Genomic DNA, 16525 nt, shown 5'->3' with positions numbered 1-16525 from the left:
GAGTCCGATGATTACTCCTCGGTGTGGGGGGTGCACTCGGTCAACTGGAGGTGCCCGTGAACGAGGCCCGAGCGGCCACGGAGAAACTCCGGATGGAACTGCACGGTCTCGGTGTGACCACCGCCTATGAAATGGGAGACGACGTGACCCTGCCGGTGTGGATCGGCTTGGTCGTGCGATTCGAGGATGGTCTTTACCGCTGGCAGGAAGGAGCGGTGAAACGTCGGCATTTGGGTACGGATCCGGTTGGATGTGCCATAAGAGTGGCGCGTCGCTATGCGGAACTGCAGGCCGATGTCCCAGCCTGGTGGGACGAGTTGGCCAAGGAACTGCGGGGGGACTCGGCCGGCGATTACCCATAGTGCCCCCGTCGCGTATCCGGGGGGAATATGCGCTGGTGGGGCTGGTCGTTGGCATTGATGCTGACGGCGGGGTGCGCGCACGTGCAACCGATGGCCGGGGTCGTGTCGGCGCTGCCGATGCGACCGCCGGACCCCGATCCCGTCGACCCGGGCGCCCTGGCCAGGAAGCTGACCTCGATGCAGCTCGACTGGCCGGGCAGGCGCAGGATCGACTGCAAGAAGTCCAAGTGCGTCGCGCTGACCTTCGACGACGGGCCGGGCGAGCACACCGCGCGGCTGCTCGGCATGCTGCGCAGGCACGCCGCCAAGGCGACGTTCTTCGTCGTCGGCCAGATGGTCGCCGCCGACCGGCACGGCAACATGCGCGGCATGGTCGAGGACGGGCACGAGCTCGGCAACCACTCCTGGAGCCACGAGCAGCTCACCACCCTGTCGGAGAGCGGGCTGCGCTACCAGCTCAAGCACACCCAGGACGTGGTCGAGCGGGCGACCGGGGTGCGGATGACGCTCATGCGGCCGCCGTACGGGTCGACCGACGCCTCCGTGGCCGCCGCCACCCGGCGCGAGGGACTGGCCCAAATCCTCTGGAACGTCGACACGCTCGACTGGCGCGACCGCGACGCCTCGGTCGTGGCCCGGCGCGCGGTCAAGGCCAAACCCGGATCGATCATCCTCATGCACGACATCCACCGCACCACCGTCGACGCCATGCCCAAGATCCTCGACACGTTCGCGGGCAGGGGCTTCGCGTTCGTCACCGTCTCCGAGTTGTACGGCAAGCCGCCGGCACCAGGCAGGAAGTACACCGAACGATGATCGACGACATCATCAGGGGCTACACCTTCGACGAGCCCGCCATCGACCTCGGCGCCCTGGTCGTGGACGGCGCGGGCCGCCCCGAGGCCCAGGTACGCCTGCCCCTGCGCATGCTCAACCGCCACGGCCTGGTCGCCGGCGCCACCGGCACGGGAAAGACCAAGACGCTGCAGGTCATCGCCGAGCAGTTGTCGGCCGCCGGCGTCCCGGTGTTCCTGGCCGACATCAAGGGCGACCTGTCCGGCATGGCCCAGCCAGGCGACCCGTCCGCCAAGCTGATGGAACGTTCCGCCGGCATCGGCCAGATCTGGTCGCCACAGTCGTGCCCTGCCGAGTTCTACGCGCTCGGCGGCATCGGCGACGGCATCCCGCTGCGGGCCACCATGACCGCCTTCGGGCCCACGCTGCTGTCGAAGGTGCTCGGGCTCAACGACACCCAGGAGTCCTCGCTCGGGCTCATCTTCCACTTCGCCGACCAGGCGGGGCTGCCGCTGCTCGACCTCAAGGACCTGCGGGCGGTCATCCAGTACCTGCTCGACAACCCCGACGCGCTCAAGGGCGTGGGCGGGCTGTCCAAGCAGACCGCCGGGGTGATCCTGCGGGCGCTGGTGAACTTCGCCGCCGAGGGGGCCGACCAGTTCTTCGGCGAGCCGGAGTTCGACACCGCCGACCTGCTCCGGGTGACGCCCGACGGGCGGGGGATGGTGTCGATCCTGGAACTGCCGGCCGTACAGGATCGTCCGGCGATGTTCTCGACCTTCCTCATGTGGCTGCTCGCGGACCTGTTCAGCGGCATGCCCGAGGTGGGCGACCCGGACCGGCCGCGCCTGGTCTTCTTCTTCGACGAGGCGCACCTGCTGTTCAACGACGCCTCCAAGGCGTTCCTGCGCTCGATCACGCAGACCGTGCGGCTGATCCGCTCCAAGGGGATCGGCGTGTTCTTCGTCACGCAGACGCCCAAGGACGTGCCGGCCGACGTGCTGGCCCAGCTCGGCGCCCGGGTCCAGCACGCGCTGCGGGCCTTCACCCCGCAGGACGCCAAGGCGCTTAAGGCGACGGTGTCCACCTTCCCCAACTCCTCCTACGACCTGGAGGAGGTGCTCACGCAGCTCGGGATCGGCGAGGCGGTCGTGACCGTGCTGTCGGAGAAGGGCATCCCGACGCCGGTGGCCTGGACCCGGATCCAGGCCCCGCGCTCGCGCATGGCGCCCGCGGACGCCGCCGTGGTGCAGGGCGTGATCGCCGCCTCCCCGCTGCGTCCCAAGTACTCCCAGGCCATCGACCGCGACTCGGCCTACGAGATCCTGGCCGCGAAGGTGGCGGCCCCGCCCGAGCCGGTCCTGGAGCCCGAGGCGGACAGCCCTCCGCCGCCGCCACCCGCCCGCGCGGAGCCCACGCTGCTGGAGAGCGTGCTCGGCTCGTCCGTCTTCAAGTCCTTCGCCCGCTCCGCCGCCAGCTCGCTCGGCCGCGAGATCAGCCGCTCCATCTTCGGTACGGCCCGCCGCCGCCGCTGACTGTCGGTCCGGTCTGGCACCCTGGAGCGCATGGGTTTCACCGGCTTCCCCGACGAGGCGTTCATCTACTACGAGGGCCTCGAGGCGGACAACTCCAAGGCGTACTTCACCCGCCACAAGCACCTCTACGAGGAGGCGGTCAGGGCGCCGATGCTGGCCCTGACCGACGCGCTGGGGCCGGAGTTCGGGGCGGCCCAGCTCTTCCGTCCCTACCGCGACGTGCGCTTCGCCAAGGACAAGTCCCCCTACAAGACCCACCAGGGCGCCTTCGTCGACACCCAGCCCGGCATCGGCCTCTACGTGGAGATCAGCGCCGCCGGCATGTTCCTGGCGGGCGGCATCTACACCCAGGCCGCCGACCAGGTCGCCCGCTACCGCGAGGCCGCCTCGGCGGACCTGTCGGGCAAGCCCCTGGCCGGGATCGTCGCCGACCTCCAGGCCCAGGGCTACGAGATCGGCGGCGACCGGCTGAAGACCCGCCCGCGCGGCGTGCCGGAGGATCATCCGCGCCTCGACCTGCTGCGCCACCGCAGCATCTACGCCGGCGTGCGTGCCGAGCCCGAGCCGTGGATCCACACGCCGGAGGCCGAGGCGCGGGTCAGGGCGGCGTGGCGCGACTTCGGGCCGCTGGTGGAGTGGCTGTCCACGCACGTGCGCGGCTCGGAGCTGCCCCGCCGCTGACGGCCGTCCCCGGCGCGCTCCCGGCACCGGTACCGTTGCAGGGATTCGGCCGGGAGTGGGAGGAAGTGCGCGTGGACCGCGACGGCGTTCCCTCCCGGCGGGAGTGGCTGTGGATCTGGGCGATCGCCGGGGTGGCCGCGGTGGTCTACGCGGTGCTGTCGTTCGTGCGGGTCCACGCGCTCAAGGCCGGCGCCTACGACCTGGTGATCTTCGATCAGGCGGTCAGGTCCTACTCCGAGTTCCGGTTGCCGGTCGCCATCGTCAAGGGCGTGCACAACGACTTCGGCGCCGGGTTCTCCGTGCTCGGTGACCACTGGTCGCCGATCCTCGCGCTGCTGGCGCCGCTCTACTGGCTGCACGACGGCCCCGGCACGCTGCTGGTCGCGCAGGCGCTGCTGCTGGCCTCGGCGGCGGTGCCGCTGTGGGTGTTCGCCCGGCGGGCGCTCGGGACCGGGGCGGCCTACGGGGTGGCGGTGGCGTACACGCTGTCGTGGCCGGTGGTCGAGGCGGTGGCCTTCGACTTCCACGAGGCGGCGTTCGTGCCGCTGCTCACCGCGATCATGCTCGAACGCCGGCAGGCGGGGCGGAAGGCCGCCGTCGTGGTCGCCGCGCTGGTCCTGCTGTGCGTCAAGGAGGACATGGGGCTGCTGGTCGCCGGGTTCGGGCTGGTGCTGCTCACCCAGGCGGGCTGGCGGGCGCTCGGCGCCGGGTTCGTGGCCGGCGGGGTGGCGTTCACGGGGCTGGCCTCGCAGGTGCTCATCCCGGCGTTCGGCGGGCGGCGCGACTACTACTGGGCCTACGGGGCGCTCGGCGACGGGGTGGCGGGCGCGGTGCGGACGATCGTGACCGATCCGCTCACCGCCCTCGGGCTGCTGGGGACGCCGCCGGTCAAGCTGGTGACCCTGCTGCTCCTGCTCGGGGTCTCGCTGCTGGCGGCGCTGGGGTCGCCGCTGGTGCTGATGGCGGTGCCGTTGCTGGCCGAAAGGATGCTGGCCAGCTCGTTCCCCAACTGGTGGGTGCCCGAGTACCACTACAACGCCTTCCTGGTCGTGGTGGTCTTCGCGGCCGGGGTCGACTGCGTGCGGCGCCTGCCCAGGCTGCGGAAGGCGTGGGTGGCCGGGATCGTGGTGTTCGCGCTGGCGGCGCTGCCGTTCTTCTCGCTGGCCCAGCTCGCCGACCCCGGCTCCTACCGGCGCGACGCGCGGGAGCAGGCCGCCGCCGAGGCCGTGGCCGCGGTGCCCGACGGGGCGCTGGCAGAGGTGGCCAACAACCTCGGGCCGTTGCTGACCGGCCGTGCCCGCGTGCTGCTGCTCGACCGTACGCCCCGGTGGGCCCCCTGGGTCGTGCTGGAGACCGGGCGGCGCGTGTTCCCGTTCAAGAACGCGCAGGAGCAGGCCGACCGGCTCGACGCGCTGGTGGCGAGCGGGTACGAGATCCGCTTCCGCCGCGACGCCTACGTCGTGCTGCACCGGCCGGGGCCGGAGCCGAGACTCTAGGGCCCGCCGCTCTGCACCTGGTCGCCGCGCAGGATCCGGTCGACCGACTGACTGGCCGCCGAGGTGGCGGCCGTGGTCACCGCGGCGATCAGGACCGCGACCAGCGGCGTGGCCAGGCTGCGCAGGCTGCGGACGTTCCTGACCCGGCCCCACGGCTCCCCGGCCAGATGCATGAGCCGCCACTCCCAGAACAGCCCGAGGGCGATGTAGACCAGCGCCACCTGCCCGACCACGATCGCCAGCAACTGGACCTTGTCCAGGGCGGAGACGTCCGGCTCGGCGAAGGCGGGCAGGTACGCCGACAGCTCCGTGACCAGCGCGGCGGCCATCAGGTGCAGGACCTTCGTCATCGGCTGCGTGCCCCTGATGCGCGGGTAGAAGTAGCCGAACAGGAAGCCGAACGCGGGCATGGTCAGCAGGTAGCGGGCGTCGAAGAGGTAGCTGGCCAGGTCGGGGCCGGCGGGCAGGCCGTACATGAACAGGAAGGGCAGGCTCAGCAGGAGGCAGATCACGAAGGCGTGCACGCCGTTGTGCCAGGGCGTGCAGCCGGCGCTGGTGGCGAAGGCGGTCTCGGGGTGGCGGCCGTGGCCGTCCAGAGCGGTCTCCAGATCCTCCCGCTGCTGCTCGAAGTCGCCCATCGACAGCTCGCCCGCGCCGATCCTGCCGCGGCCGACGCGGTAGAGCTCCTGCTCGGAGACGAGCAGGTGCCGCTTGTGCAGGGCGCGGCGGACCATCGCGCGGTGCTCGTCATGGGTACGCGGCTCGTCCAGCCCGTCCGGCACGGGCCCGAGCAGCCACCACGCGGAGATCCACGCGACGACCGAGGTGATCGAGAGCAGGGGCACGCTCACGTCGAGGTCGGGCAGGCTGCCGGTGCCGCGGGGCGACAGGTAGAGCACCATCAGGCAGACGGTCACGCTGGCCACGGCGGCGGGGTGGTGCACGGCCCCGAGGTCGCCGCCGAGCCTGCGCAGCCGCAGCACCAGCAGCACGAAGCCGAGCAGGAGCAGCCCGAGCACGCCGCGCAGCAGCGGGGTGAGCTCCAGCGTGCCGAGCATGGGGCCGGGGTGGCCGACCGGCGTGCTCCAGGAGCCGTCGTCGAGCCATTCCGTGGGCCAGCCCTGCATGAGCAGGCTGAGGATGACCGCGGCCACGACGGCGCCGCGCGACCACGTCCTGGTGACGACGGCGACGGCGCCGATCGGGATCAGCGACCAGAACAGGCCCAGCACCAGGTGGACGCTGTCGGGCGGGTAGACGTCGTCGAGCAGCGCCCGGAACCACAGGGCCAGCGCCAGGGCGCCGATGGCGGTGCCGGCGGCCACGACGGCCAGCCGTACCACCACGAAACGGATGCCGAGGTCGGCGCTGAAGGCGATCGCGGCGCCCGCGGCGGCCAGCGCGGCCACGGCGACGCCGGCGATGAGCTCCGGCGGGTGGAGCTGGACGTGGCGGGCCGACCACAGGAACATGCCGAAGGCCACGAGCACGCCGAGCGCGGTCACCGCGAGCGCGTCGCGGGTGGTCCAGGGCGCGGGCGTGGGCACCATGCGGCTGGCGTGCCGCACCGCGATCGCGGGCAGGACGCCGAACATCACCACGTACGCCAGTCCCTGCAGGCCCTTGGCATAGAACGGTACGGCCAGCAGCGGCGCGGCCAGCACGAGGCCGATGAACAGCTCCCGGTTGTGCAGCCGCTGCCACCAGGGACGGCCGAGCGAGCGCAGCAGGAAGGCGATCAGCAGGATCGCGGTGATGATGGCCAGCTCGCTGCCCCAGGAGAAGGCCGGTTTCTCCTCCTCGTGGTCGACGAAGCCGTGGGAGTCGTGGACGAGGGTGACGGTGACCTGGTAGTTCACCGTGAACTGCAGCCGCTCGGCCTCCTCGCGCTCCGGCTCCAGGCCCGCGGTGCGCAGGACGGTCCACTCGGTCGGGAAGAGCGTGATCGTGCGCTGGTTGATCAGGGACGGCTGGACGCCGGGTGGCTGGAACTCCAGCGTCAGCTCCTCGCCCCGGGCGAGGCGGCGCAGCACGATCACCCGGAACTCCGCCGTGGACCTGCCGCCCGAGGTGGTCAGCGCGGCAGGGTATCGGACGGTGGGCGCCAGCCAGCCGCCGCCCACCTTGATCGCGCCGAGTCCCTTGTCGGTGATCGCCCGCAGGTCGGCGGGCACGCTGCCCCTGATCCAGCCCGCGAGCGGGTCCTTCTCGTCCATGCGGAACGTGTGGGTGATCGTCACCCTGACCTGGTGCTGGCGCTCGTCGATCCGGGCCGGGGGCACCTGCCTGAGGTCGGCGGGCGTGGCCCTGGTGATGGTGACCTCGGTGGTGGCCCGGCGTTCGCCGGCGGTGCCCGAGGGCAGCGGGCGCGACCCGTCGGGCTGCCCGCGTGACAGCGGCCGGTCCACCGGCATCGCCGTCAGGGTGCACCAGATGATCGCCGCGGCGGAGAGGGCGGCGAGCGCGTACGCGACGACCATCCGGATCAAGCCCACACCTTGGATGATTCATGGGGGGCCGCTGATGTTCCACGAACCTAGGTAACGGTGTGATTACACCGGTCCGCCCGCTGCAAGATCGGGCTAATCTGCCCCCTTTGTGCCGATGAGCAGAGAGGGGACTGCGTAATCGTGTGGATCACCAGGCGGCTTCGCCGCGACAAACAGAAGGGACCGGCCGACGACGGCCGCTTCCCGGTCGAGCGGAAGTGGGGCTGGCAGCTACAACTCAGCCCACAGGCGGAGGCCGCCTTCATGACCGGTCTGCGCGCCTACGAAGAAGGGGGCGGCAAGCTCACCATCCACGGGGAACACGGGATCCTGACGCTCGCGGACCCGCCGCGGGCGATCTCGCTGCACGTGCTGGCCGCGCGCTTCGCGGCCCTGAGCCACAACGCGCTGCGCGACCCCGAGGGCGCGGTCGAGGGACTCATGAAGGTCTGCGTCGAGGTCGCGCAGCCCGGCGTCCTGCACCTGAGCGGGGCGGCCTCCACGGAGGTGCTCGCCGCCGTGCGCGAGGTCACCGAGAACCTCGGAAGCTGGTACGGCGACGCCGACCTCGGCTACGTGTCGGTGATCGCGCCCGGAGACGACGAGAACACGTTGATGATCGACCTGGCCAAGGTGGCGAGCCGCCCCGGTGTGCCCATGCGGGAGGTGGTCCAGGGGCTCATCGACGACGGTGAGGTGACCTGGGCCCGGCCTCCGGTGGGCGAACAGCGGCGGCTGGTACTGGAGTGACACCGTCTCAGGGGTACGGCAGCCGCCTGCCGTACCCCTGAGGACTAGTTGTTGCGCTTGGCCCGCGCGGTGGTGCGGGCGCGGGTGGCGGCGTCCAGCACGACCTTGCGGATGCGGACGGTCTCCGGCGTGATCTCCACGCACTCGTCGTCGCGGATGAACTCCAGCGCCTGCTCCAGCGACAGCACCCGCGGCGGCGTCAGCGTCTCGGTGACGTCGGCCGTGGAGGAGCGCATGTTGGTGAGCTTCTTCTCCTTGGTGATGTTGACGTCCATGTCGTCGGAGCGGGAGTTCTCCCCGACGATCATGCCTTCGTACACCTCCGTGGTGGGGGAGACGAAGAGCGTGCCGCGCTCCTGGAGGTTGAGCATGGCGAACGCGGTCACCGGACCGGAGCGGTCGGCCACCAGCGAGCCGTTGTTGCGGGTGCGCAGCTCGCCGAACCACGGCTCGTACGCCTCGAAGACGTGGTGCACCAGGCCGGTGCCGCGCGTCTCGGTGAGGAACTCGGTGCGGAAGCCGATCAGGCCGCGCGCCGGGACCACGAACTCCATCCGGATCCAGCCGGTGCCGTGGTTGGTCATGTGCTCCATGCGGCCCTTGCGGACGGCGAGGAGCTGGGTGACGGCGCCGAGGTACTCCTCGGGGCAGTCGACCGTGAGGCGCTCGACCGGCTCGTGGAGCTTGCCGTCGACCTCCTTGGTGACGACCTGGGGCTTGCCGACGGTCAGCTCGTAGCCCTCGCGGCGCATCTGCTCGACCAGGATGGCCAGCGCCAGCTCGCCACGGCCCTGGACCTCCCAGGCGTCGGGACGCTCGGTGGGCAGCACGCGCAGCGAGACGTTGCCGACGAGCTCCTTGTCGAGGCGGTCCTTGACCATGCGGGCGGTGACCTTGGAGCCCTTGGCCTTGCCGACCAGCGGCGAGGTGTTGGTGCCGATGGTCATCGAGATGGCCGGCTCGTCCACCGTGATGAGCGGCAGCGGGCGCGGGTCCTCGGGGTCGGCCAGGGTCTCACCGATCATGATCTCGGGGATGCCCGCGATCGCGATGATGTCGCCGGGGCCGGCCTCCTCGGCGGGCTTGCGCTCCAGCGCGTCGGTCATGAGCAGCTCAGTGATCTTGACACGCTGGATCGTGCCATCGGTACGGCACCACGCGACCTGCTGACCCTTGCGAATCGTGCCCTGGTGGATGCGGCAGAGCGCGATCCGGCCCAGGTAGGAGGAGGCGTCGAGGTTGGTGACGTGCGCCTGCAGCGGGGCGCTCGGGTCGTAGGTCGGCGCCGGGATGGTCGACTTGATGATGTCGAACAGCGGCTCGAGGTCCTCGGAGTCGGGCATGCCGCCGTCGGCGGGCCGCTCCAGCGACGCGCGCCCGGCCTTGGCCGAGGCGTAGACGATCGGGAAGTCGATCTGGTCGTCGGTCGCGTCGAGGTCCATGAACAGTGCGTAAACTTCGTCGACGACCTCCGCGATGCGGGCGTCGGGGCGGTCGACCTTGTTGATGCACAGGATGACCGGCATCTTCGCCGACAGCGCCTTGCGCAGCACGAAACGCGTCTGCGGCAGCGGGCCCTCGGAGGCGTCCACCAGCAGCACCACGCCGTCGACCATGGACAACCCGCGCTCGACCTCGCCGCCGAAGTCGGCGTGGCCCGGGGTGTCGATGATGTTGATGGTCATGTCGCCGTGCTTGACGGCGGTGTTCTTCGCGAGAATGGTGATGCCCTTCTCGCGCTCTAGGTCGTTGGAGTCCATGACGCGGTCGTCGACGTCCTGGTTGGCGCGGAAGGCCCCGGACTGCCAGAGCATGGCGTCGACCAGCGTGGTCTTGCCATGGTCGACGTGCGCGATGATCGCGATGTTCCGCAGGTCGTCGCGGCTGTTCAAAGGCATGATGACGTCTCGCTCTGTGTTCGTGGAGGTCGACCGCGCGAACCGCGGCCTGTTAAGTCTAGTTGATCCCGCTCATGGCAGGGGCGGCACGAGGTGCCACGCCGGGGACACCTGTCTGAACGTCCGGGGCACCCCTCCTGATTCCACTCGCCTCCACTCCGCCCCGCGTGGGGGAAAGCGCCGGATATGGGAGGGTGGTATGCGCGGTGTCTGGTGGTTCGCCGGAATTGCGGAGGGGTCCCACCCCTGTACCAGAGATACATAGCGGCCTGCACATTCGTGATGATGCCGGGGCGGGCGGGGCTCCCTACATTGACGGCATGACCTGGACAGAGTTGGTCATGAACGCGGCTCCGGCCGGAGGCGACCGTCCCGCGGTCACCGACGTACGGACCGGCGAGGTCATGACCTATGCCACTCTCGTCCGCCGAGTCACTCACGCGGCGGCCGGGTTGCGCCGTCACGGCTTGAGGTACGGCGACCATGTGATGGTCGACCTGCCTCCGGGCGCCGCCCTGCCGTGCGCGGTGCATGCCATCGCCTGGTCGGGCGGCGTGGTGCTGCTCAACCCGGGCGGCGCCACGCGGCTGGCCGTCGTCAACCGGAAGCGCGAGTCGCGGGCGGAGAAGGTGTTCACCTTCGAGCCGGGCCCGGGACCGGACCGGTTCGCCGGCCTGGTGGGTGAGGAGCGCGTGGACTTCGGCCCGCTGGCCGGACCGGCGCTGACGCTCGACGGACGGCGGGTGCTGAGCCACGAGGAACTCGCCGGAGACCTGAGAAGACTGGCTTCCCGGCTGCTCATCGGCAAGGACGACGTGGTGCTGGTGGCGGTGACCGACGTTTTCAAGGCGCTGCGTACCCTGGACCTCGCGCTCATGTGTGGCGCGCACGTGGTCGTGGCGCACGAGCCGACGCTGATCGGCTGCAGGGTGCTGGCCAGCGAGCACGCGGCCACGCTGGTGGTGGCGCCGTACGAGCTGGCCAGACGGCTGCTGGGCGATCCGCTGCTGCGCGTGGTCGACGACCGTGCGGTCACGAGCTCACTCGCGCTGTGAGAAAACGGTGACAGAGTGCGCCAAGTGCGCCACTGTGAAGTCATGGCGGATGCCCCGCGGCACAACCTGCCGGCCGAGCCCAACCGGTTCGTCGGCCGTGAACGCGACATCGGCGACCTGTGCGCGTTGTTCGACGAGACGCGCGCGGTGACACTGTGCGGCGTCGGCGGTATCGGCAAGACCAGGCTGGCCTTTCGCGTGGCCCACCGGCTGCTGGACGGCTTCGCCGACGGCGTCTGGGCGGTGGAGCTGGCCAAGATCTCCCGGCCCGAGCTGGTCACGCAGGAGATCGCCGAGGTGTTCGGGCTGGAGAGCGAGCGCGGGCGCGATCTCACCGACGCCGTCGTCACCCGCCTGGCGGGGGCGCGCTGCCTGGTCCTGCTGGACAACTGCGAGCACCTGGTCGAGGCCACCGCACACGTGGCGGCGGCGCTGCTGGCCGGGTGCCCGGGGGTGCGCGTGCTGGCCACGAGCCGGGAGGCGTTGCGCATCCCCGGCGAGCTGATCTGGCACGTGCCGCCGCTCGACCTGCCCGGAGAGGACCCGTCGGCGGCCGAGTCGGTGCAGTTGTTCCTCAACCGGGCGCGGGCCGCCGGCACGCACCTGGGCGAGGACAGCCTGCCCGACGTGGCCAGGCTCTGCCGTGCGCTCGACGGCCTGCCGCTGGCGCTCGAACTGGCCGCCGCCCGCACCCGCATGCTGAGCCCCGGCCAGATCGCCGACCGCATCGACGACCGGTTCGCGCTGCTGACCTCGGGCGACCGTACGGCTCCCGCCCGGCAGCGCACGCTGGCCGCGGCCGTCGAGTGGAGCCACGACCTGCTGTCGGAGGCGGAGAAGACGCTGCTGCGCCGCCTGTCGGTGCTGGCCGGCGGCTTCGACCTCGACCTGGTCGAGCGGGTCTGCGCCGAGCCGCCGCTGTCGGAGTCGCGGATGGTCACGCTGCTGGGCGCGCTGGTCGACAAGTCGCTGGTGGTCTGTGACGAGGACCGCGGCCGCTTCCGGCTGCTCGACACCATCCGGCAGTTCGCCGCCGAGCGGCTGGCCGACTCCGACGAGGAGCGGATGGTGCGCGACCTGCACCTGCGGGTGCTGTGCAAGCTCCAGGAGCGGGCCTTCGAAGCGGAGTTCCTCACGCCTGGGGTCACCTGGCGCGAACGGCTGGCCGCCCACACCGGCAGCCGCGACCGGCTCGGCGACCAGCGGGCGGCGCTGGAGTGGGCGCTGCGCTCCGGCAACCTCACCCTGGGCCTGCGGCTGTGCATGCGCAGCAGCGGCCTGCTGTCGCTGGGCGGCAGCGCCGCCGAGGTCGTGGGCTGGGTCGAGCGGCTGCTGCGCCAGGACCTCAGCCTGGTCGCGCCCGAGCAGATCGGGCTGGCCAAGGGCTACATGGCCTACGGGCTGCTGACCCGCGACGACCTCGACAGCGGCCTGGCCGCCGCCCGCGAGGGGCTGGCCGGGATGGCGGGCGACCCGTTCGTGCTGGCCACGGCCCACACCGTCGCCGGCGGTGCGCTGCTGCGCATGGGCCGCGGTGACGAGGCGAGCGCCCACATCGACGCGGCCCTGGCGGTGGCCAGGGAGAACGGCGACCTGTTCAACGAGACGGGGGCGCTCATCGAGGGTTCCGTCTACTCGTTGCAGCGCGGGCGGCAGCGCGAGGCCCAGCGTGCCGCCGAGGAGGCGTACGCGGTGGCCGGAGAGCACGGCCATCCCTGGATCCTCGCCATGGCCGCCTCCCACCTCGGGGTGACCGCCGAGACGCGCGGCGACCTGGAGTCCGCCGCCGAGCACTACGACGCCGCCATCTCCTGGCTGCGCGAGCTCGGCAACCGCGGCGACCTCGCCCAGAACCTGGCCAGGAGCGGCCGGGTCTGCGCGCAGCTCGGCGACCTGGCCGCCGCCCGCGAACGGCTGGCTGAGGCGCTGGCCATGGCCCGCGAGTGCGGCCTGCGCCAGGCCATGAACCGCTGTCTGGTGTCGCTGGCCGCGCTGGCGCGGGCCGGGGGCGACCTGGAGAGCGCGGTGCTCGCCTCGGCCGCGGTCGCCGCCCTGCGCGAGTCGATGGGGCAGCGGACGGGCTCGGTCAAGGTCGACGAGCTCCTGTCGGCGGCGCGGGCCAAGCTGGGCGAGGGCCGTACCACGTCGTTGTGGTCGAGGGGGCGGGCGCGGCCGGCGTTCGAGGTCGCGACGCAGGTGCTGGAGGGGCGCCGGCCGGAACCGGCCGCGCCGGGCCCGGTCCAGGTCGAGCCGGTACGCGGGTCGCTGCTGACCACCCGCGAACAGGAGATCGCCGGCATGCTCACCCGCGGCCTGTCCAACAAGGCCATCGCCGAGGAGCTCGTGATCAGCCCGGCGACGGTGGCCCGGCACATCGCCAACATCATGGACAAGCTCGGCTACACCTCACGCGCGCAGATCGCCGTGTGGGCCGCCGACCATGGTGTTCCGACTGCATAATCATCTGCATAATCCGCCCCATGTGCGCTGATCCCGGCGTCCCTACCGTGGTCGCATGAAGCAGCGGATCGTCATGATCGACCCCGGGACGGGGCAGACGCTCACCGAAGAGCAGCACGACGAGCGGCTGGCCTCGGCCGCCGCCCTGCTCAGGCGGCGCGGGGTGCGGGCGGGTGACACGGTGCTCGTCTGCCTGCCGGTCGGATCCGACCTGCTGGTGGCGGCGGACGCGGTCATGGCCGCGGGAGCGGCGGTCTCGCCGCTGGCGCCCGACGAGGACGGGCTCTGGGAGCGGGTCGTGACCAGCTCCGCCCGGCTGATGATCTCCGATGACCCGCGGGCGCTGGCGGCCGCCGCGGACTCCAGGATCAGGGTGGTGATGAGCGCCGCTGAGCTGGGTGCCTAAGCTCGGATTCATGCCGCTTGCGAAGAATTTTCCCGTCATGCTCAGGACCTCGGACGGCATCCGCCTGGAGGGTGTGCACACGCCGTCCTCCGCCGGGACCGCCGAGGTCGGGATCGTGCTGGCCCACGGGTTCACCGGGTCGTGGCGGTGCGCGGACACGCGGCGGATCACCCACGTGTTGAGCCACTTCGGCGGCGTGGTTTCCTTCGACTTCCGCGGGCACGGGCGCTCGGGCGGCGAGACGACCGTGGGTGACCTCGAGGTCCTCGACGTGGAGGCCGCGGTACGGCACGCGCGGGTCATCGGTTACCGCCGGGTCGCCGTGGTGGGTTTCTCCATGGGGGCGGCGGTCGCCGTACGGCATGCGGGGTTGCACGGCGGGGTCGACGCGGTGGTCGCGGTCAGCGGCCCCGCGCGCTGGTACTACCGGGGCACCAAGCCCATGCGCCAGGTCCACTGGGCGATCGAACGGCCCATCGGCCGGATCGCCGCGCGGGTGGTGAAGCGGACGCGGATCGCGCGCGGGCAGTGGGACCCGGTCCCGATGCCGCCGCACGAGGCCGCCGCCCTCATCTCGCCCACCCCTCTCCTGATCGTGCACGGGGACGCGGACACGTTCTTTCCCCTGGAACACGCCCACCAGCTCTACGACGGGGCTCGGGAGCCGAAGGAGCTGTGGGTCGAGCCGGGGTACGGCCACGCCGAGTCGGCGGCCAGGCCGGATCTGATCCTCCGGATCGGAAAGTGGATTGATTCGAACCTTTCCTGAGTAATAGGCGTCTACCTAGGGCGGATGGAAGAAAACCGCCGGGAGAAAGTCCTTGGGGAAGGAATCCACCCCGGGCGGCGACCGTAGGACATACTTCATGTAGTCAGGCGGTCGCCCAGCGTTGCGGGGGCGCGCTGGGTGCCATCTAGACGTGCGAAGGGGCCCGCGAGGTCGCGGGCCCCTCTCGTACCACCCCACCTCCGGACGCACCGGGCTTCTCGCTCACCCGCTTCCGCGGCGGCCGGCCTTCGGGTTCGTCGGGGTTTTCGGGGTTGTGGGGCTCGGGTCAGCCGAGGCGGGCGATGGTCTTGTACTCCAGGTAGGCCGACAGGCCCTCGGGGCCGAGTTCGCGGCCGAGGCCGCTGGCCTTGTAGCCGCCGAACGGGACGTTGGCCTCCAGCATCAGGCAGTTGACGCCGTAGGTGCCGGTGCGGACCTGGCGGGCGATGTCCATGCCGTGCTCGGTGTCGGCGGTCCAGACGGTGCCGCACAGGCCGTACTCGCTGTCGTTGGCGATGCGCAGCGCGTCGGTCTCGTCCTCGTAGGGGATGACGGTGAGGACGGGGCCGAAGATCTCCTCGCGGGCGATCCGCATGTCGTTGGTGGCGCCGGCGAAGACGGTCGGGGCGACGTACCAGCCGCGGTCCATCGGGCGGGACAGGCCGCCGACGACGACCTTGGCGCCCTCGTCCATGCCGATCTTGATGTACCCCTCCACCCGCTCCTGCTGCCGCTTGGCCACCAGGGGGCCGATGCCGGTGGCCGGGTCGGACGGGTCGCCCACGGGCTGGGAGCCGACCATGGCGGCGACGGCCTCGACGACCTCGTCGTACCTGTTGCGAGAGGCCAGGATGCGCGTCTGGGCCACGCACGCCTGACCGTTGTTCATGAGGGAGGCGATGGCGAGCATGCCCATGCTGGCGGGCAGGTCGGCGTCGTCGAGGATGATGGCGGCGGACTTGCCGCCCAGTTCCAGGCTGACCCGCTTGAGCTGCTCGCCGCAGATGGCGGCGATGCGGCGGCCCGCGGCGGTGGAGCCGGTGAAGGCGACCTTGTCCACGTCGGGGTGGGAGACGAGGTGCTCGCCCGCCTCGCGGCCCGCGGGGACGATGTTGAGCACGCCCGGCGGGATGCCGGCCTCGGTCACCATCTCGGCGAACAGGTAGGAGTCGAGCGGTGTCTCCGGCGCCGGCTTGAGCACGATCGTGCACCCGGCCAGCAGCGCCGGTGCGATCTTGGTCATCGAGACGAACTGCGGGACGTTCCACGGCACGATCGCGGCCACCACGCCGACCGGCTCGCGTCGCACGGTGGTGGGGCCGAACAGTCCCGGCCGCTGCTCCTCCTGCTCGAAGGTCGCGCCGTACTCGGCGTAGAACTGCAGCATGCCGAGCGGCTGGGGCGCCTGGGCGAGGTTCGAGAACGTGATCGGCGAGCCCATCTCCTCGGTGATGAGCGCGGCCATCTCGCCCTGCCTGGCGGCATAGATGTCGGCCAGCCTGCCGAGGACCTGGGCGCGTTCCGCGAAGGTCATGCGGGGCCAGGGGCCGTGGTCGAACGCCTGGCGGGCGGCGGCGACCGCGCGGTCCATGTCGGCGGGGCTGCCGTCGGGCACGCGGCCCACGACCTCCTCGGTGTGCGGGGAGATGACGTCGATCACACCGGTGCCCGCGGGGGCCACCCATTCGCCCCCGATGAACAGCGTGTGGTGCTGGCGCATGTCGTGAGCCTCCTACCGACCGAATGCTTGCTTGGTTCAGTCTTCCTCTGGCGACGAGCCGTGTCCAGGGAAACCGAACCATGTTCTATCCAGAACGGCAAGGGCACAC

The 16525-nt window shown here is 71.2% G+C and carries 13 protein-coding genes; 10 read left to right on the top strand and 3 right to left on the bottom strand.

The genetic code is table 11. From position 1 onward, the window contains the following. Positions 1–92 precede the first annotated feature (92 nt). The 5 genes from ACIBEJ_RS41125 (at position 93) to ACIBEJ_RS41105 (ending at position 4869) form a co-directional block, all read left to right on the top strand. Positions 93–362 carry a hypothetical protein gene (locus ACIBEJ_RS41125; protein WP_397188383.1) on the top strand — a complete coding sequence of 90 codons (270 nt, stop codon included), beginning with the start codon at positions 93–95 and terminating at the stop codon, positions 360–362. A gap of 90 nt (positions 363–452) precedes the next feature. Next, positions 453–1178 (top strand): polysaccharide deacetylase family protein, encoded by a 726-nt coding sequence (locus tag ACIBEJ_RS41120; protein ID WP_397188382.1) that lies wholly within the window; start codon positions 453–455, stop codon positions 1176–1178. Continuing rightward, on the top strand, positions 1175–2692 hold the full coding sequence (locus ACIBEJ_RS41115) for a helicase HerA-like domain-containing protein (RefSeq protein WP_397188381.1): 1518 nt from the start codon (positions 1175–1177) through the stop codon (positions 2690–2692). The genes ACIBEJ_RS41120 and ACIBEJ_RS41115 overlap by 4 nt, the downstream gene beginning before the upstream one ends. 30 nt (positions 2693–2722) lie before the next feature. Continuing rightward, a complete protein-coding gene (locus ACIBEJ_RS41110; RefSeq protein ID WP_397188380.1) occupies positions 2723–3373 on the top strand; it encodes a DUF2461 domain-containing protein in 651 nt (216 codons plus the stop codon). Positions 3374–3444: 71 nt separating this feature from the next. Beyond that, entirely contained in the window at positions 3445–4869 is a 1425-nt protein-coding gene (locus ACIBEJ_RS41105) for a DUF2079 domain-containing protein (protein ID WP_397188379.1), read from the top strand. Here ACIBEJ_RS41105 and ACIBEJ_RS41100 read toward each other — a convergent pair. Continuing rightward, a complete protein-coding gene (locus tag ACIBEJ_RS41100) occupies positions 4866–7358 on the bottom strand; it encodes a hypothetical protein (protein ID WP_397188378.1) in 2493 nt (830 codons plus the stop codon). The genes ACIBEJ_RS41105 and ACIBEJ_RS41100 overlap by 4 nt on opposite strands. A 141-nt stretch (positions 7359–7499) precedes the next feature. Between ACIBEJ_RS41100 and ACIBEJ_RS41095 the strand changes: the two genes are divergently transcribed. Further along, positions 7500–8108, top strand: a complete 609-nt coding sequence (locus tag ACIBEJ_RS41095; RefSeq protein ID WP_397188377.1) for a hypothetical protein — start codon at positions 7500–7502, stop codon at positions 8106–8108. 44 nt (positions 8109–8152) lie between these two features. Here ACIBEJ_RS41095 and typA read toward each other — a convergent pair whose 3' ends face one another. Beyond that, positions 8153–10006: a translational GTPase TypA gene (gene typA / locus ACIBEJ_RS41090; protein WP_397188376.1), complete on the bottom strand. Its 1854-nt coding sequence runs from the start codon at positions 10004–10006 to the stop codon at positions 8153–8155. 320 nt (positions 10007–10326) lie between these two features. Between typA and ACIBEJ_RS41085 the strand changes: the two genes are divergently transcribed. Genes ACIBEJ_RS41085 through ACIBEJ_RS41070 form a run of 4 tightly spaced genes read left to right on the top strand, consistent with a single transcriptional unit; the run spans position 10327 to position 14696 of the window. After that, a complete protein-coding gene (locus ACIBEJ_RS41085) occupies positions 10327–11061 on the top strand; it encodes an AMP-binding protein (RefSeq protein WP_397188375.1) in 735 nt (244 codons plus the stop codon). A 42-nt stretch (positions 11062–11103) separates the two neighbouring features. Next, complete coding sequence (locus ACIBEJ_RS41080) at positions 11104–13521, top strand: LuxR C-terminal-related transcriptional regulator (protein WP_397188374.1); 2418 nt, start codon at positions 11104–11106, stop codon at positions 13519–13521. Between the two features lie 55 nt (positions 13522–13576). Beyond that, a complete protein-coding gene (locus ACIBEJ_RS41075; RefSeq protein ID WP_397188373.1) occupies positions 13577–13927 on the top strand; it encodes an AMP-binding protein in 351 nt (116 codons plus the stop codon). A gap of 10 nt (positions 13928–13937) precedes the next feature. Next, a complete protein-coding gene (locus ACIBEJ_RS41070) occupies positions 13938–14696 on the top strand; it encodes an alpha/beta hydrolase (RefSeq protein ID WP_397188372.1) in 759 nt (252 codons plus the stop codon). A gap of 286 nt (positions 14697–14982) precedes the next feature. Here the strand turns inward: ACIBEJ_RS41070 and ACIBEJ_RS41065 are convergent, their stop codons facing one another. Then, positions 14983–16416 carry an aldehyde dehydrogenase gene (locus ACIBEJ_RS41065; RefSeq protein WP_397188371.1) on the bottom strand — a complete coding sequence of 478 codons (1434 nt, stop codon included), beginning with the start codon at positions 16414–16416 and terminating at the stop codon, positions 14983–14985. Positions 16417–16525: the final 109 nt, after the last annotated feature.

Origin of the sequence: Nonomuraea sp. NPDC050790, assembly GCF_044456745.1 — a bacterium.
Classification (GTDB): Bacteria; Actinomycetota; Actinomycetes; order Streptosporangiales; family Streptosporangiaceae; genus Nonomuraea.
The sequence above is the reverse complement of the archived record's forward strand: the minus strand, read 5'-3'. Positions and strand labels throughout refer to the sequence as shown.